This is a genomic window from Microbacterium sp. 77mftsu3.1, from assembly GCF_900100525.1.
Taxonomy (GTDB): Bacteria; Actinomycetota; Actinomycetes; order Actinomycetales; family Microbacteriaceae; genus Microbacterium; species Microbacterium aquilitoris.
Window position 1 is genome coordinate 100734 of sequence record NZ_FNCR01000006.1, and the last position, 16076, is coordinate 116809.

Consider the following 16076-nt stretch of genomic DNA (forward strand, 5'->3'; position numbering starts at 1 on the left):
GGGATGACGACCATGAACACTCAGTTCTCGCACCTCCACGTGCACACCGAAGCGAGCCTGCTCGACGGCCTCGCGCGCTTGAAGGACATCTTCAAGGTCGCGGCCGCCAACGGACAGAACACCCTCGCCGTGACCGACCACGGCTCGATGGGTGGCCTCTGGAAGGCGAAGGAAGCAGCCAAGGCCGCAGGCGTGAAGCTCGCCCCCGGCGTGGAGATCTACCTCTCCGTCGCCGCGGACGGCACGTTCGGTAACCGCTTCGAGCGCTCCTACATGGAGACCAGCGGTGACCTCGCAGACGACTCCGACGAGAACGAAGGCGCCGTCAAGCGGAAAAACTACTACCACCTGACCCTCCTGGCGACCTCGCGCGCTGGATGGGACAACCTGGTGAAGATCACGAACGCGTCGGAGCAGACGCGCTGGTCGAAGTACCCCATGGCCGACATCGCGCTCCTCGCCAAGCACTCGGAGGGCATCATCGCCCTCTCCGGCTGCCTCGGGGGGCCCATCCTCGGACCCGTCGCCGGCGGCAACATCGACCTGGCGGAGCGCAACCTCACCACGCTCGTCGAGACGTTCGGCAAGGACAACCTCTTCCTCGAGGTCATGGAGCACGGCATCCGCGTGGAAACCGCCGCCCTCCCGAAGATGTACGACCTGGGGAAGAAGCACGGCGTCGCCCTCGTCGCCACCAACGACTCCCACTTCACCAACGACTGCGACGCGCACGCCCACGATGCGTGGCTGGCGCTTCGCACCCTCAGCGGCAAGGCCACCGCCGAAGAGGGCGTGCGCCCCCTCGACGACCCCAAGCGCTACCGCTTCACCGGCACCGGGTACCACCTGCGCACCACCGAGGAGATGTACGGGCTGTTCGCGCCGGACCGCCCCGGCCACGGAACGCTCACCATGAGCGGTACGCAACTGGTCGCTCTCCGCGACGCGCTCGAGAACCCCCTGCTGCCCAAGATGCTCGCCCCGGCCGAGGTCGACCCCGACCACATCACCGTAGCCCTGAACTGGGCACTCAAGGGTGGCGACATCGACGACCCCGCCGTGGAAGAGTTCATCCTCCGCGTCGAGCGCGAAGCGTTCTACCTGAACACGTTCGGCCGCCCCGCCGTTACCGAGAACCACCCTCGCAAGTGGTGGGCGGAGGCGTGCACGAACTCGCAGGTCATCGCCGACCGCGTCGCCGAAGACGTCGTCCCCGACGGCAACGCCCTCCTGCCTGTCTACCCCCTCCCCGCTGGCATCACCGACAGTGGCCGCTACCTCAAGCAGAAGGTCCTGAACGGAGCGAAGGTCATCTACGGTGACGTGCTCCCGCAGGAGGTCCGTGACCGCCTGAACGAGGAGTGGGAGGTCATCGCGTTCATGGGCTTCGAGGACTACTTCCTCATCGTCTGGGACCTCTGCGACTGGGCGAAGTCCACTGCCTGCATCCACATGAAGGTCCGCGATGCCGGCCCCGTCACGTGCGACGTGGACGGCTGCGACGGGTCGAAAGCGCCCATCCTCGTCGGCCCCGGCCGCGGCTCGGGAGCGGGCTCAATGGTCGCGTACGCTCTCGGCATCACGGGCCTTGACCCGCTGCGTCACGACCTGCTGTTCGAGCGGTTCATCGAGCGTGGTCGCTCCGACTGGCCCGACTTCGACATCGACTTCGAGCGCAACCGCCGTGACGACATCATCGACTACCTCGAGTACAAGTGGGGCGTCGGCCACGTCGCCCAGATCGGTAGCTACGGCGTCTCCAAGAGCCGCCGCGCCGTCAAGGACGCCGCACGCCTGCTGGGCGCCGGCCGCATCGGCGCTCAGCTGACGAAGGTCATCCCGGTCGAGATGGGTAACCCCATGGGGTTCAACGACCTCCTCGACGTCGACAACCCGCAGTCGGCCGAGTTCCGTCGCATCCTCGACAAGGGAGGCGCGGAAGCCCTCGAAGTCGTCGAGCTCGCGATGCAGTTCGACATGGTCATCAACGGCGCGTCCATCCACGCCTGCGGCCTTGTCGTCTCAGATCGCTACCTCCCCGACCTCATCCCGCTGCGTCAGAACAAGAAGACCCTCCCCGACGGGACCGAGCGTGTGCGCCTGGTCACGCAGTGGGACTCGAAGGACTGCGAGAAGTTCGGTCTCCTCAAGCTCGACGTCCTCGCTCTCCGCAACCTCGACATCATGCACACCGCGTTCGACTACATCGCCGAGCAGACCGGCGAGGTCATCACGATGACGTCGATTCCTGACCCGTCCGACCTGACGAACCCGCGAGTGCAGAAGGCCTGGGCGCTGCTGCGCGACGGCCGGACCGCTGGCATCTTCCAGGCAGAGGGTGCGGCGATGACCCAGCTCATCCAGGACGTGCAGCCTGAGAACGAAGAGCACCTCGGCGCCATCTACGCCCTCTTCCGCCCCGGCCCCATCTCCGCCGGCATGCCCGAGCACTACGGCTTGCGCAAGAACGGCAAGGAAGCGGTTTCGTACGACCTGTACACCTCCGACGCCACCGAAGCGGAATGGCTGGCCACCCGGCTCGGCGCCTCGTACGGCATCCTCGCCTACCAGGAATCCATGATGCTCCTGGGCACGACGATCGCGGGCTTTGACGCGGGCCAGCGCTCCACCCTGCGCCGCGCCATCGGCAAGAAGGACAAGGAGAAGATGGCCTCCATCAAGGGCGACTTCCTCGAGGGAGCGCCCAAGGAGTTCCACGACGAGCACGGCACGCTCATCAGCCCCGTCTTCCGCCAGGACACCGCCGAGCGCATCTGGGCGATGTTCGAGGGCGCGGCCTCCTACGCGTTCAACAAGTCGCACTCGATGGCCTACGCGTACATCGGCTACTACACCGCATACCTCAAGGCCAACTGGCCCGGCGCGTACGGTGCCGCCATCCTCGCCAACACCACCGAGAACGACCGCCGCGTCGAGGCGCTCCTGGCCCTGCCCGCAGAGGGCATCGAGGTCCTCCCGCCGGACGTGAACCTCTCCGACGTGCACTCCAAGCCTGAGGGCATGGACAAGGTCCGCATCGGCCTGGCCGAGGTCGCGGGGGTCTCCGGATCCGGGGAGTACGTCGTGCGCGCGCGGAAGGAATCGGGGGAGTTCGCCAACATCACCGACCTCGTCCGCCGGGTCGACGTCGAGGGGAAGGGACTGCCCGCCAACCAGGTCGCAGGTCTCATCGAGTCCGGCGCCATGGATGCGTTCGGCCCCCGGCTGGGCCTTGCCACCGTCGCTCGCCTCGCCTCGCCCGCCTTGCCCGGGCCCGTGCCTGCCATGGAGTGGGGTGTCATCGAACGCTCCGCACGGCAGCGTCACCGCCTCGGCGTGAGCCTGGGCACCCACCCGCTGGTGGTGTTCGCTGGGCAGATCAAGAACTGGTCGAAGGTCGTAGAGACCCCGTACGGCGTCGTCGAGGAGAAGGGCATCCCCATCGGCCGTATCCCGAACGAGTCCGGCGCTGTCGTGACCGTCATCGGCCTGCTCGCCGCGTTCTCCGAGGGCTCCTACAAGGGCGGCCGCAAGGCGTCCATCGTCCTCGAAGGCTCGAAGGAGCGCGTGGACGGGATCATGTGGGACAAGGAGCTCACCGAACAGCGAGAGATCGGCATCCCGCCCATCGGCTGGCCGGTCGCTGTGACCGCGAAGGTCGGCATCCGCGAGTACGAGCAGGAAGACGACGAAGGCAACATCACCATCGTCAAGGTCCGCCAGCTCACCGTTCGCCGCATCGACACCATCCGGCTCGACGACCCCATCACCGGGGGCCTTCCCGCCAATGTCGTCGTCCCTGTCCTCAACCGCGTGCTCGAGGTGCCGGCCGCGCCGGAAGCGCTCGACATGCCGGTGCCTGAGGCGCCCCTCACCCTCGAAGAGCTCCTTGCGCAGGACGAGATGCCCGACTTCGACGTCCCGGCCGACCCTTACGCCGACGAGGCGCCGGAGACGGAGCAGCACGCCCCTCGCACGTTCACTATCGAGCGCGGTCACGCCCGCAGGCAGAGCGACCTGCTGTTCCTGATGCCGGAATCGTGGAAGGAAAAGAACGCCACGTTCACCCCCGGCCGAGTCCAGGGGAACACCCACTTCACCTACGCCGCGGCCGACGGGCGCGTCATCGCCCAGTTCGAGGTCGTGTAGGTGACCCGGTGGGGCGGGCAAGGAGAGAGGCCCGTCCCACCATCTCTTCGCATCGCCGCGTACATGGACGGCATGACGCACATCATCAGCGCGCAGTCGGAGCAGTCCCGCGAGGCTGCTCGTTCCCGAGCCACCGGACGATTCGGTGGGCAGCAGCACTCCGCCCCCGAGGCCGTGCTCCCCGTCACGACCGAGTCCCTCCTCGAGTCCCGCCGGGCCCAGCTCGCAGCCCTCGGGTTCGTTCCCGCGCAGCCGCAGATGAAGCTCGCCGACACCGAAAGCGCAGACCTGTGGTGGAAGCGCACCGAGTCCATCGCTGAAGGCGGCCGATACGACCTCATGCCGCGTCGAGACGAGACAGGCAAATCCGCTCGTCTTCGCACCTACGAGGGCACCGACACCAAGGTCCGGATGCCGTCGGTCAGCGCCGTCCGCCGTCATGCTGCGAGCGGCCAGACCTTCGACGTCCCTGTCGAAGCCGTCACGCCTCACGGCCCGATCACCGGCCACGTCCGTGTCACCCATAACGGCAACGGCCGATACTCCGTCTCGGCCGTCGGCATGCCCGCCGAGCACGCCGAGTACGTCGCCGAGTCCGTTCTCGCGTCCCTCGAAGCTCGCCGGCCGTCCCGCGCGCTCAGCGACGTTCGCGACATCCTCCTCCGCCGCCGGGAACGCCTCGCCTCCCAGGGTGTCCGCATGAAGGCGGTGGACTCTTCCTGGATCCAGGGCGTGGGCTACAACCCCAACGACGAGCAGCTCGTCATGAACCTGCAGGGCCGGTTCTACGGCTACCGCGTGGACCGGGAGACGTACGAGGACATGATGTCGTCGTACTCCATCGGCGCCGCCTACAACGCGCTCGTGAAGAAGGTCGCCCCCAAGTTCGAGGTGACCCAGCACGAAGAGTGCGGCAACTACTTCTACGCCGGCGCCGAGCACCGCTGCCCGTCCGTGCACAACGCACCACGTCAGGCCCAGCACGCCTGATACCTGCTTCAAACGACGGGCACCTGATCCACCGGACAGGTGCCCGTCGCCGTTCAATCGGGGTGGTTGGCCTCGTACTCGTCGTATGAGGAATAGCCGAGAGACATCAGCCGGTCCTGCTCCTGTCGCCCTCCACGTGCCATGTACAGGCCGGGGTCATAGTCCCCGGTCATGAAGAAGCGGCCTCGCCCGCGATCGTGCTCACCGGGGTCGGCAGCCAGACGTGGCAGGACGCGCCGAAGATGCTCCTCCCGTTGTTCTTGCTCCGAAGGTCCCGCAGCCTCAGCCGCCGACGCAACCTCGTCGCGCCGCATCTCGGCCCCAGCGCGAACCGCGCTCTCTTCCCGGTGGCGGACCCACTCAGGCACCAGCCACGCACCTCCGAAGATGACGGCTGAGACTGCGGCAACCCATTCCGCGTTCAGCCCGTCGGTGAGGCCCAGCGCAAGGCTGAAGACGAGCCCCGCCCCGTACAGCGTCGCGATCACCCATGCGATCTGCCGCGCCAGGAGGAAGCCCGGGAGCATCTCGCGGGGCGGCGAGTCGGCCACTGCACTCCACCGGTCGTACGCCGCCCAGTCCGCAGGCGTCAGCCGTGTGCGCAGCCCACTGTCTTCTGCGATGACCTCGTCCATCTGAGCCCCCAAGCTCGTGTCCCCGACATCACGTCGTTGTGATGGCCGGACTCTACTCCGCCCTGGCGGCACCCGCATGGTCACTCCACCCGCCCCCGCCCGCGCATGTAGGGGAGGACGCCCGCGAAGGTGAGCGTCAGCCTGCCCCCGAACCACACGAAAGAACCCCTCCCATGAGCACCCCTCTCCTCTACATCGACTTCGAAGGCCCCGGCGTCAAGGACACCGACGGCCCGACCGAGGTCGCCAACTCCGCCATCTTCGAGGTGGGTGCCATCCTCATGACCGCAGACCTCAGCCAGGAGCTCGGCCGATACGAGACGGTGGTGCGTCCGACGGAGGAAGCCCTCGAGGAGCTTCGCGCCATCCCGTTCGTCCTCGACATGCACAAGGCCAGCGGCCTGTACGACGTCCTCACCGGCCCCGACGCTCACCTGCTCCCCACCCTCGACGAGGCAGAGGCAGGCGTCCTCGCCCTGCTGGACGAGCGCCTGCCGGAAGGCCAGAAAGTCACCATCGCCGGCACCGGCGTCGCCCGCTACGACAAGCCGCAGGTGCAGGTGCAGATGAAGCGCCTGGCCGCACGTCTCACCTACGACGAGCAGGACATCTCCTCGGCCCGCAAGCGCTACCAGCACATCGTCGGCATGCCCATCGTTCCGCCCAAGCCGTCCAAGACGCACCGTGCGATCGCCGACGTCGAGGACGACATCCGTCACCAGCGGGCATTCGACAACCTCTACGCCGGCGCCATCACCGAAGGTGGCACGACCGACCCCGTCGCCCGGCAGCTGCTGGCCCTGGCCATCACCGAGCAGTACATCCAGCACGACACGTTCCTCAACGGCGATGGCGACGAGGTTCTCACCGTCGCGCCCCCGAAGGTCATCCAGTCCCTGCTGGAAGGCGTCCCCGCCATCGAGGTCGTCGCCGGGTTCGCGTCCATGGCCGAGCAGCTCGTGCGCCTGCTGGCAGCCAGCCAGGACGTGCTGCCCTCCGACGTCGTCGCAGGGGTCCGCGGGGCGCTCCTGGAAGCCAGTGCGGACGTTCGCTGAGGCGTTCACTAACCCCGAACCCTCGCGCATAGAGGCATCACCGACCGCGAGAAGCGGACGGGATGCAGGTGTCACACGAAAAGTTCGGCACCGCGCATAGAAGACCTGCAGGCCTCAACCGGGGCCTGTAACACCCCGGACGGGAACCTTTCCCGGACGGACTCGCCGCCCGCAAGGGCACACACGGAAAGACATACGGAACCAATCATGGCTGGCGAAACCATCATCACTGTCGTGGGCAACCTGACCGCGGACCCGGAGCTCCGGTACACGCAGAACGGCCTGCCCGTCGCGAACTTCACGATCGCGTCCACCCCGCGCACGTTCGACCGCGAGTCGAACTCGTGGAAGGACGGCGAGGCGCTCTTCATGCGCGCGTCGATCTGGCGTGAGTACGCGGAGCACGTGGCTGGTTCGCTGACGAAGGGTACGGCGGTCATCGCGACCGGCCGCCTGAAGCAGCGCTCCTACCAGGACAAGGAAGGCAACAACCGCACTTCCATCGAGCTCGAGATCGACGAGATCGGGCCCTCGCTCCGCTACGCGACGGCTGCCCTGACGCGCACCGCGTCGAAGGGCGATGGCGCCCAGGCTCCGGCCGAGCGCCCGCAGGTCGAGCAGTCGGCCCCCGCGCAGGCCCCGGCCCAGGCTCAGGCCCCGGTCGCGGCTGCCGCCCAGGCGACGGCTCCCGCCGCCCCGGCTGTGGACGACGTCGAGTTCTGACGCCAACGTCTGACACCTGAGCCACTCAGGTAACGGACCTCTGAGAGGGCCGGGGAGGCAACTTCCTGGCCCTCTCTGCGTGCCCCGGGCGCCCTCGCTGCGCTCGCACGCCCGCCTCGAATGCCCCCGGCACATGCCGGGGGCATTCGTAGTGATGGCCGGGCCCCACAGCCCCGCTCACACCCTCATCGCCTCCCCGCGGCATCTCGTCGCGCACTGCACCGTCACGGACGTCACGGCGGCATATCCCGCCACGTTCGCCATCACGCAAGAAGGCCCTCCGATCAAGCCGGAGGGCCTTCTCACGTGCTGACGCCCGAGGCGGCCTATGCCTCGACCAATGTCACGGGGATCCCCGCGCGACTGGCAGCGGATGCACAGTGCCGGGTGCCTCGGTTGCCCGCGCCGATAGCAAGGAACGCGAGGCACTCATCCGCGCCAGCGGCGACCATCGCACTGTTCCGCTCGGGGCCAGCCTCCCGCCGGTACGGCTTGGAGGAGTCGTAGACGTTCTTCATCTGCCGAGCGAGCTCGAGGTCGTAGCCCGTGCCGGCATCCCCGTCGGGGCGACGCCAGAGCGCTGGCCACACGTCGGTGATGACCCCGGCGTTGAATGCGAGGGCGCCGGCGAGGCTGTCGGCGCCGGCGGCCGCACCGTGGCGGATGACCAGGGGGCGAGACCCCGCGCGATCGCGTGCGCTTCGGAACGCGGCGACCATGGCGTCACGTTGCGGGGACGGGACGGTCTTCCAGTCAGGGAGTAGGCGCTTGCGGTCGAAGACGTCGAGGCCGAACTCCCGGCTGCCGGTGATGAGGACGACGTACGCGGGTTCGAGGGCGGCGATCGCGGTGAGGCAGTCCGCCTCGATGGTCGCCCACTCGTCCTCGGTGATGGGCCGGTTGCAGCTCTGGCCGCGCCGGGCGTGCTTGTACCAGGTCGCATTGAAGCCGCTGGCGGGGTGGGAGAAGTTCGGCGGGCAACCGTCCTCGTGGCCTGAGCGCTCGCCGTCGCACCAGCAGTACGCGGTCACGGTGAACGTGTCGGTCTCGATGCTCCCGCCGTAGTTGCTGGTGCGCGCGTGGGGGTTGACGTTCGCTTCCCGGCGCTGGGCGTACGCGGCATCGAGGCGTTCGAGGCCGTCGGTGACGTAGTCGGGCGTGGGTGTCGGGGACCAGGCGGCACCGGAGACCATCTGGCCGATCTCAGGGGTGAATGTCATGGGTTCTCCTCAGACGAGACCAGCCCGCGCAGACGGTTCTGCGCGGGCTGGTTGCTCTCGGTTCTCGTCAGACGAGCGCCGGGACGCGGGGGTAGAAGACCAGCTTCGACGCGCCGTTCTTCTTCTGCTCGTCCTTGTCGTAGGCCGGCTGGTAGGCCGGGTTCTCGAAGTTGTACTCCGAGTCCGCACCGCGGTCGCTGACGCTCTTGAGGACGCGGACCTGGTGGCCCGAGCCGTCGCCCTTCTTCACGCGGTCGAAGGAAACACCGACCTTGTGGCCGATGAGGCTCGGGGTCGGAGCGATCCCCTTCTCGGGGTCACCCTTCGAGCCCTTGATGAGGTTCATCAGCGCGCGAGCGTCCTCATCGCCTTCGAGGATCTCGGTGCGCAGGTGCTCCTTGCCGTCCTTGTTGTGCGTGGACTCGCCGGTGTAGAACATCACGACGCCGCGCTTGGAGCTTTCCTCCTTGGCGATGCCGATGATGGTGCCGACGAAGCCGGCCGAGCTGACCGTGTTCTCCGCGACCTTGTCGATCTGGGCGAACGCGCGCTGGACCTCGCTGTTGGGGTTGAGGTAACCAGCGATTCGGGTGACGTGCTTGGCGACATCGCCGGGGGTGGCGGTGGGGCCGGCGACGGTTGCCGCCGCGAGGACGATCTGCTGCTTGACGTCTTCCGAAAGGTTCTGTGCACTCATGTTGGTTCCGTATCTGTGTTTCGGTGGATGCTTCGGCGGCGGGTGCCATCCTCGGCGGGTGGGGTGGATACCCCGGGGCTTCTATGCGCGAGCCCCGGGGATGATGGGGTCAGACGAGCGCGGGCTCGCGCTCGACGACGGCGGTCTTCGGCTCGGGGAGGACGGTCGCCGCGGCCAGGGCCGTGAAGTCCGGCGCGCCGAACTCGGTGACGTCCACCAGCGGGAGACCCACGCGGAGCTTCGCCGCGGTGAGGCCGATGATGGTGGTCCGCCACTTCGTCCACGCGTCCAGGTCCTGTCCGAACGGGGCGGGCCGGGAGCGGATGGAGGCGTTCAGCGAATGGACGATGCGGGAGGCCGAATCGAACGACCAGTCGAAGCCGTTGCCGAACACGTCATCGTTGACCGCGCGGACGATGCCGGCGAACGCGTACGTGAGGTTCTGGATGTTCGTGGGGCTGAGCTTCTGCCCGTGGATGTCGAGGTGGGTCGCGGCGGTGTCGGCGAGCTGCATCGTCGCCATGGCCGCCCACTTGTTCGTGGGGAACTGGATCGTGGTGGTCATCGTGCTCTCCTGAGCGGTCGTGATGACCGGCAGGTCGCCGGCCATCTTCTCCATGCGCGGTACGGCATCGGTTTCGATGACACCGCCGGGGGTGGCTCCGCCGAACTGGCGGATGGTCGGGATTCCAAGGGCCACGGGGCCCTCTTCGCCGCCGTGCATCTTCTTGGCGTTGTTGCGCGCGTTCTCGCTCTTCACGTTCGCGACAGGGCAGCTGTTGGCCGCGGGGCACCAGCCGCAGAGCGCGGACGGGGTCGCGGGGAATACGGCCGCATCAGCGGTGGAGTTCATGTAGTCCCACGAGCGGGCGAAGGTCGCCAGGGTCGCGCGCTTGGCGGCGGGGGAGAGGTCGGCGGGAACCAGCTGCTTCTGACGCGGCCAGATGAGGGTGGCGGAGCCTGCGGGCTTTCCGTACTTCACCTCGATGGCATCGTCATAGATCCGCATCTGGTCGCCGTAGTCGTCGCCGAAACGCTGGCTGGGGCGCTTGACCTTCTTGCCGAACTTGTAGTCCTCGATGAGGAGCTTCGCGTTGTCGAGGTCGTCGGGGTCGCCGTCGATGGAGATGCGGTCGAGGTAGCCGACGAAGGGGACACCGTTGCTGAGCTTGATGCCCTTGAACTCCATCTCCGTGGCGAACACGTTCACCTGGGAGGGGTTCTCGACCTCGAAGATCATCTCCGCCCAGGCGCCGATGGTCTTGTGCACCTCGGCGAAGATCTCCTCGTATTGCGGGGTTCCCTCGAACGGCTTCAGCTGCTCGATGGTCACCGGCCTCACGTGCGAACGCAGCGCTTTGAGGGTGCGCTTTTCGGCGTCCCGCTGGTAGAAGTGCTCGAGAATCTCGTGCGCCCCTGAACCGAGCTCGGCGGGGCCGAGGGGGTTCACCACTCGCGGCAGCATCGACTCGATGGCAAAGCGCGCCGCACAGCTCGAGACGGACTTCGAGGTGGACGCGGACAGGTTCCGCCGGCGGATGCGCTTGTCGATGAGGTCCCGGTCAGCCACGACGAGGGACTTCCCCAGCCATGCGGCCGGCGCGATCGCCGCGAGGATCTCCTCGTCCGAGTGCGCTTTCGTCTCCGCGCCGGGCTTGTGGCCCGTGGCGACGTCGGGGACGGTCGCGGTGTCAGTCATGGGGTACCTCCGGGAACGGTGGCCTGCTGCGACTGCAGAGGCTCCCGTCTTCCATGCGCGGTCCTCTCCGGGACGTGCGACGCGACCGTCAACCGGGGAACGGGGCGACGTTTCGGGAGGCCAGCCAGCGCTCGGGGTCTACGGGGACGTCACCTGTCCGGACCTCGAAGTGGAGGTGGGAGCCGTAGCTCAAGCCGGTGTTGCCGACCTTCGCGATCGGTTCCCCCACCCGCACCTGCTGCCCGGCGCGGACGAGCGCGGAGCCGGTGAGCAGGTGAGCGTAGACGGTGGAGAAGCGCTCGCCGTGGACGGTGTGCTCCACGACGACCTTGTTGCCGTAGTCCCCATCGGGGGCTGCGAAGGTGACCGTGCCGGCCGCCAGGGAGCGCACGGGAGACCCGGAGGGGAGGGCGAAGTCGATGCCCTTATGGAAGGTCGGGCAGGGCCCGTACGAGCAGACGCGGTGCCCGAATCGGGACGAGATGGGGGAGTCAGCGACGGGCATCCGCAACGATGGGATGACGACGACCTCGTAGCCACCGCGATCGAGCGAGACGGCGGGGCCGGCACCCGGCGGGGACGGCGCGACGTAGTGCTGGGCGCCTGGAAGGAACCCCGGGTCTTCCCGTGCCGCGGCGACACCGGAGGGGGAGGACCCGAGGGTGATGGTGGCGAGCAAGGCCGCCGCGACGCTCAGAGCGGCGCGCATTCGAACGTGTCTCATACGGCTGGCTATGCGGCGCGAGACCTTCCTGCGCCTTGGAACAGCCGAAAACGGTCATTCTGGCCAAGGTGGACCAGGCTCTGCCAAGGGCAGGTTGGCAGAGAAAACCCGCGGAATCACGCGGGAAAAGAGGGTCAAACCAAGGCTGCCAAGTAGTAGTGGTAGTACATGAAGAAGAAAAGTAAGTAGTAGAGGAAAAGGGCCCTCAGCACCCTCTTTCCCCTCTTATGGATACCCACCTGCGGTTGGCTATCTTGGCAGCGCACTCGAAAATGCCGGTTGGCCTGGGATTTGGGCCTCAATTCTCCTTGGCAACACGCTTGGCAGCACCCTGGCGGAGCTGACCGTGCGGACTTTTCGGAGACGCCGCGTACATGCTCTGCATGACAACCTCCGCCGTTTCCGCGACCTCTCTGAACGCCTCCGAGCTCGACCGGGTGCGCACCCTCGACCTCGACACCGAGACCCCCATCGTCGTGCAGGGCAACGCCCGCGAGCACATCCGAGCCATCCCCGCCGAGTCCGTCCACGCCATCGTCACCGACCCGCCCTACGGCCTGGACATCGGCCGTCAGACCGGGAAGAAGTGGGACCGCGCCGACGCGAACCCCGCCTTCGACGTCGAGTTCTGGGAGGACGCGTACGCCGCCCTCAAGCCTGGCGGTGTCCTCATCGCCTTCGGAGCCTCCCGCACCGTCCACCGCCTGACCGTCGCCATCGAAGACGCCGGGTTCACCATCGAAGAGTCGATCCTCGCTTGGACCCGTGCCGACAAGAAGCTCGTGGACCTCAACGTCGCCAAGGAGTTCGCCAAGCGCGGTGAGCCGGAGATGGCAGAGACCTACGCCGACTGCCACTCGATGTTCAAGCCCGCCTACGAGCCCATCGTCCTGGCACGCAAGCCCTTCGCCGACGGCATGACCCGGCTCGACAACATCCGCGAGCACGGCGTCGGGTTCCTGAACTTCGCCGACGCGTACACCCCCACCTCCGAAGACCTCTCCCGCACCCCCGGGGTCCCCTCCAAGGACGGGGTCATGTACTACGTCCGCGGTGGCATGGAGCGCTCCACCCCGCACGCCGGCGGCCGCTACCCCCACAACATGGTCTTCCTCCACACGCCCGACTGCGACGAGACGAACGGCTGCGCGTACGACTGCAGCGCCGGGATCTACGAGCACGAGCACAAGGGCAAGACCCGCTTCTTCCGGTCGTTCTTCCACACCGGGCGGACCCCGCAGTCCGAGCGCATCACCATCGACGGCGAGACGCACCTAACGGTGAAGCCCCAGTCGGTCATGGAGTGGCTGGTCGGCATGGCCACCCTCCCCGGCCAGATCGTTCTCGACCCGTTCGCAGGAAGCGGCTCCACGGCCGTCGCAGCCCAGACCCTCGGCCGCCAGAGCATCAGCTTCGAGCTCGGCGAACCGCACGCCGCCATCATCCGTGAGCGCATCTCTGGCGCCCGCCCCGTACATGGCTGACATGACGATGAGCAGCACACAGTTCAACGAAGCCGATGTCCGCCGCAATGGCGCCGGCGAGTTCTCCGAGAAGCACCAGTCCGCACCCGAGCTGACCCTGGGCGGTGACGATGAGGCAGTCATCGTCAACAGCGCCGTCGTCGGCGAGCGTCGCGCGAACCTGTGGCTTCGGATCCCCGCCGGCAAGGCCGTCGAAATGAACATCTCCGAGGCGGCCATCGGCCGTCCCGAAGAGAACGAGTGGCGCGAGGACACCATCGCTTTCCGCCGCACCGACGAGGGCATCCGCACCGTCTACACGGTCACCGACGACGACATCAACGAGCGCTTCCAGGAGGCGTTCTCCGACCTCAGCGAGCAGGACGCTGACGAGATGAAGTTCGCCCTCCGCAACGACGTTCGCGTGAAGACCTTCGGCGACACCGACGTCTTCTTCGAGGACGGCCAGGTCGAGTTCCGCCACGTCGCAGACCACGACGTCGATGAGCAGGGCGGCATCTACACTGCGAACACCTTCGACGCCCTCGAGCGGCAGCCGTCCTACGTCATCACCCGCGACGGGGTCCTCTTCCCCGCCGCCTACGCCGTGCTGAATGAGTACGGGTTCTGACAGCCCTCATCAGCAACCGCGGCCACGCCGCAACCACAGCGCCGGGACCATCGTGCCCGGCGCTGTTGCGTTCCCCGCCGCCGCCTCGTACATGGTGAGCATGACGACGAAGAACCCCGCGGCCGAGACCGCACGTGAGAACCACCGCGAGAAGACCACCGGCCGCTTCGGCCAGCAGGAGCACAGCACCCCCGAGGTGAGCTTCCACGGCACGCCCGTCGTCCAGCTCGACGGAGAGCCCACGAAGATCGTGCTCCTCTGGGATGAGACGAACGGCGAGTACACCCCGCGCAGCATGAAGGCAGCGAAGGAGTCCCTCGGGATCCCGGCCGACGAATCCGACGAGGTCCTCGAGGCAACCCTCACCCTCCTTGCCCCCGACCAGGAGTACCCCTCCTACGTGTCCGAGGAGCCGACCTACGGAGACCCCGGCGACGACGCCGTCATCCCGACCGAGGAGTGGTACAACCCCGTCGGAGACATCACCTGGAAGGGCCACGCGGACACCTGGCGCGAAGACGGCAGCGGCTACATGGTCCGCGGCCACGCCATCATCGACCCCGAGGTCTGGGGCTTCGCCGGCAAGACCGCTGCTCTCGGCGGCATCGTCAGCGACGCGTACGACGCGGACGAGCGACTCAGCCGAAGCGGCTGGGATGTCGAGGAGCTGAACGACGGCACGATCGACATCCCGGTGTCCGCGACGTTCTGGCCCGAGCAGTTCACCCCGCGGCTCGTTGAGCAGGAGCTCAACGAGCGGCTCATCGCGATCAACCCGCTCCAGCGAATCCAGGATGTCCGAGAGCGGGGCATCATCCTCACAGACGAGGCGCTGCTGGCCTCCCGCGGCATCGACGGGCGCCCGGTGGCTTACGCCGCGCTGGCAGGCCGCGTGCCGAGTGACGCGGAGATGGTCGCTGTCCTTCGGGCGTTCAACGCCAAGTCCACCCTCACCAGCGGGTACGCCGTCGACGAGACGGTGTCGTCCCTCCCCGAGGAGCACCGCGACCTCGTCACGGCCGTGCTCAACGCCTGGTACAAGAAGCACCACCAGAAGGACATCGCAGCATGAACATGAACGCCGTCACTGCGCGCGAGAACGCACGCGAGAAGTCCGGCGAGTTCGGCTCGCAGCACCACAGTGCCCCCGAGGCGGCGCTCGCAGCGCCCGCTGATGACCGCGCCACAGCACTCACGGAGCTCCGTCGTATCCTCGACGGCCACCCTGAGCTCATCGACCACGCGGAGGGTGTGCTGAACGCACGCCCCGCGACCTGGTGGCGGCCGACGCTCCTGCATGTCGAGTACGACGATCAGCTCATGCCGGAGCAGCTCGACGCGTACCTCCGCGGTGACGACGACGAGAGCCTGCACGCGATCGACGACAACTTCCGCGACGGCGAGGCGTACTGGGAGAACGTGAACGAGTACCTCGCGGAGATCCTCGGCGAAGACCCCGAAGACCTCGACATCGACGATGACACCCGCCAGGAGCTCACCTCCTGGGTTGGCGAGCTCGACGAGTCAGAGACCGTCCCTGACCTGGTCCGCCACAACGGTGACGTTCTCGTGCAGATCCCCGCCACCGAAGACGACACGTTCGGCAGCGCGCTGCAGACCGCATCCGAGGTGGAAGGTGAGGACGAGCGCTACGCCGCCATCGAGAAGGTCTTCACCGACACGCTCACCGCCGCCGGCATCGAGATGACCGAGGCGAATCAGAAGGCTGTCCGGGAGATCATCGACAACAACTCCCTCGACTTCGGTCCCCAGTCCTCCGAGCAGTGGCGACTGCGGCTCGTCTCCTACACCGCTCCGGCCGACATCGCCCTCTCCGGCTACGGCCCCCACGGTGACGCTGAGCGTGAGGTCGCGATCGAGGACCCGTACCTGCTGCTCGTGGACCCGTGGAACGGACGCAGCTACGACGCCAAGCTCGCCGGCGCGTACAAGACCAGCATCAACACCGACCGCCCCGCCCGCCTGGACTCCGAGCTCGGCTACGGGTCCCTCGACAAGATCGCCGGCGTCCACATGCCCGCCTACCGGTCGGACGTGACCGTCACCGTCTGACCGCGCCGCCGCGCATG

General features: G+C 67.4%; 13 protein-coding genes. 8 read left to right on the top strand and 5 right to left on the bottom strand.

Features of this window, described 5'->3' with window-relative positions; genetic code table 11:
* Nucleotides 1-3 precede the first annotated feature (3 nt).
* Nucleotides 4-4149: a DNA polymerase III subunit alpha gene (dnaE, locus tag BLR68_RS15275; protein ID WP_018185924.1), complete on the top strand. Its 4146-nt coding sequence runs from the start codon at nt 4-6 to the stop codon at nt 4147-4149.
* A 72-nt stretch (nt 4150-4221) separates the two neighbouring features.
* Nucleotides 4222-5139, top strand: a complete 918-nt coding sequence (locus BLR68_RS15280) for a KTSC domain-containing protein (RefSeq protein WP_018185925.1) — start codon at nt 4222-4224, stop codon at nt 5137-5139.
* A gap of 53 nt (nt 5140-5192) precedes the next feature.
* Here the strand turns inward: BLR68_RS15280 and BLR68_RS15285 are convergent, their stop codons facing one another.
* Entirely contained in the window at nt 5193-5774 is a 582-nt protein-coding gene (locus tag BLR68_RS15285; protein WP_018185926.1) for a hypothetical protein, read from the bottom strand.
* Between the two features lie 173 nt (nt 5775-5947).
* Here BLR68_RS15285 and BLR68_RS15290 point away from each other — a divergent pair, with 173 nt between their 5' ends.
* Nucleotides 5948-6829 carry a 3'-5' exonuclease family protein gene (locus BLR68_RS15290; protein ID WP_018185927.1) on the top strand — a complete coding sequence of 294 codons (882 nt, stop codon included), beginning with the start codon at nt 5948-5950 and terminating at the stop codon, nt 6827-6829.
* Between the two features lie 207 nt (nt 6830-7036).
* Entirely contained in the window at nt 7037-7552 is a 516-nt protein-coding gene (locus tag BLR68_RS15295; RefSeq protein ID WP_018185928.1) for a single-stranded DNA-binding protein, read from the top strand.
* Between the two features lie 326 nt (nt 7553-7878).
* Here BLR68_RS15295 and BLR68_RS15300 read toward each other — a convergent pair whose 3' ends face one another.
* The 4 genes from BLR68_RS15300 to BLR68_RS15315 all read right to left on the bottom strand — a co-directional run bounded on the left by BLR68_RS15300 (nt 7879) and on the right by BLR68_RS15315 (nt 11892).
* The gene (locus BLR68_RS15300) at nt 7879-8772 is read right to left on the bottom strand and encodes a hypothetical protein (RefSeq protein ID WP_018185930.1); all 894 of its coding nucleotides are present in this window, start codon (nt 8770-8772) and stop codon (nt 7879-7881) included.
* 67 nt (nt 8773-8839) lie between these two features.
* Entirely contained in the window at nt 8840-9469 is a 630-nt protein-coding gene (locus tag BLR68_RS15305) for a hypothetical protein (RefSeq protein ID WP_018185931.1), read from the bottom strand.
* 109 nt (nt 9470-9578) lie between these two features.
* Nucleotides 9579-11168: a RecB family exonuclease gene (locus BLR68_RS15310; RefSeq protein ID WP_018185932.1), complete on the bottom strand. Its 1590-nt coding sequence runs from the start codon at nt 11166-11168 to the stop codon at nt 9579-9581.
* Between the two features lie 88 nt (nt 11169-11256).
* Nucleotides 11257-11892 (bottom strand): M23 family metallopeptidase, encoded by a 636-nt coding sequence (locus BLR68_RS15315; RefSeq protein ID WP_081626416.1) that lies wholly within the window; start codon nt 11890-11892, stop codon nt 11257-11259.
* Between the two features lie 383 nt (nt 11893-12275).
* Here BLR68_RS15315 and BLR68_RS15320 point away from each other — a divergent pair, with 383 nt between their 5' ends.
* The 4 genes from BLR68_RS15320 (at nt 12276) to BLR68_RS15335 (ending at nt 16059) form a co-directional block, all read left to right on the top strand.
* Nucleotides 12276-13376 carry a DNA-methyltransferase gene (locus BLR68_RS15320; protein ID WP_176770695.1) on the top strand — a complete coding sequence of 367 codons (1101 nt, stop codon included), beginning with the start codon at nt 12276-12278 and terminating at the stop codon, nt 13374-13376.
* Nucleotides 13377-13383: 7 nt separating this feature from the next.
* Complete coding sequence (locus tag BLR68_RS15325) at nt 13384-13986, top strand: hypothetical protein (protein WP_143015794.1); 603 nt, start codon at nt 13384-13386, stop codon at nt 13984-13986.
* A gap of 100 nt (nt 13987-14086) precedes the next feature.
* Nucleotides 14087-15058 carry a hypothetical protein gene (locus tag BLR68_RS15330; RefSeq protein WP_143015795.1) on the top strand — a complete coding sequence of 324 codons (972 nt, stop codon included), beginning with the start codon at nt 14087-14089 and terminating at the stop codon, nt 15056-15058.
* On the top strand, nt 15055-16059 hold the full coding sequence (locus BLR68_RS15335; RefSeq protein ID WP_018185938.1) for a hypothetical protein: 1005 nt from the start codon (nt 15055-15057) through the stop codon (nt 16057-16059). Before BLR68_RS15330 ends, BLR68_RS15335 begins: the two co-directional genes overlap by 4 nt.
* Nucleotides 16060-16076 lie beyond the last annotated feature (17 nt).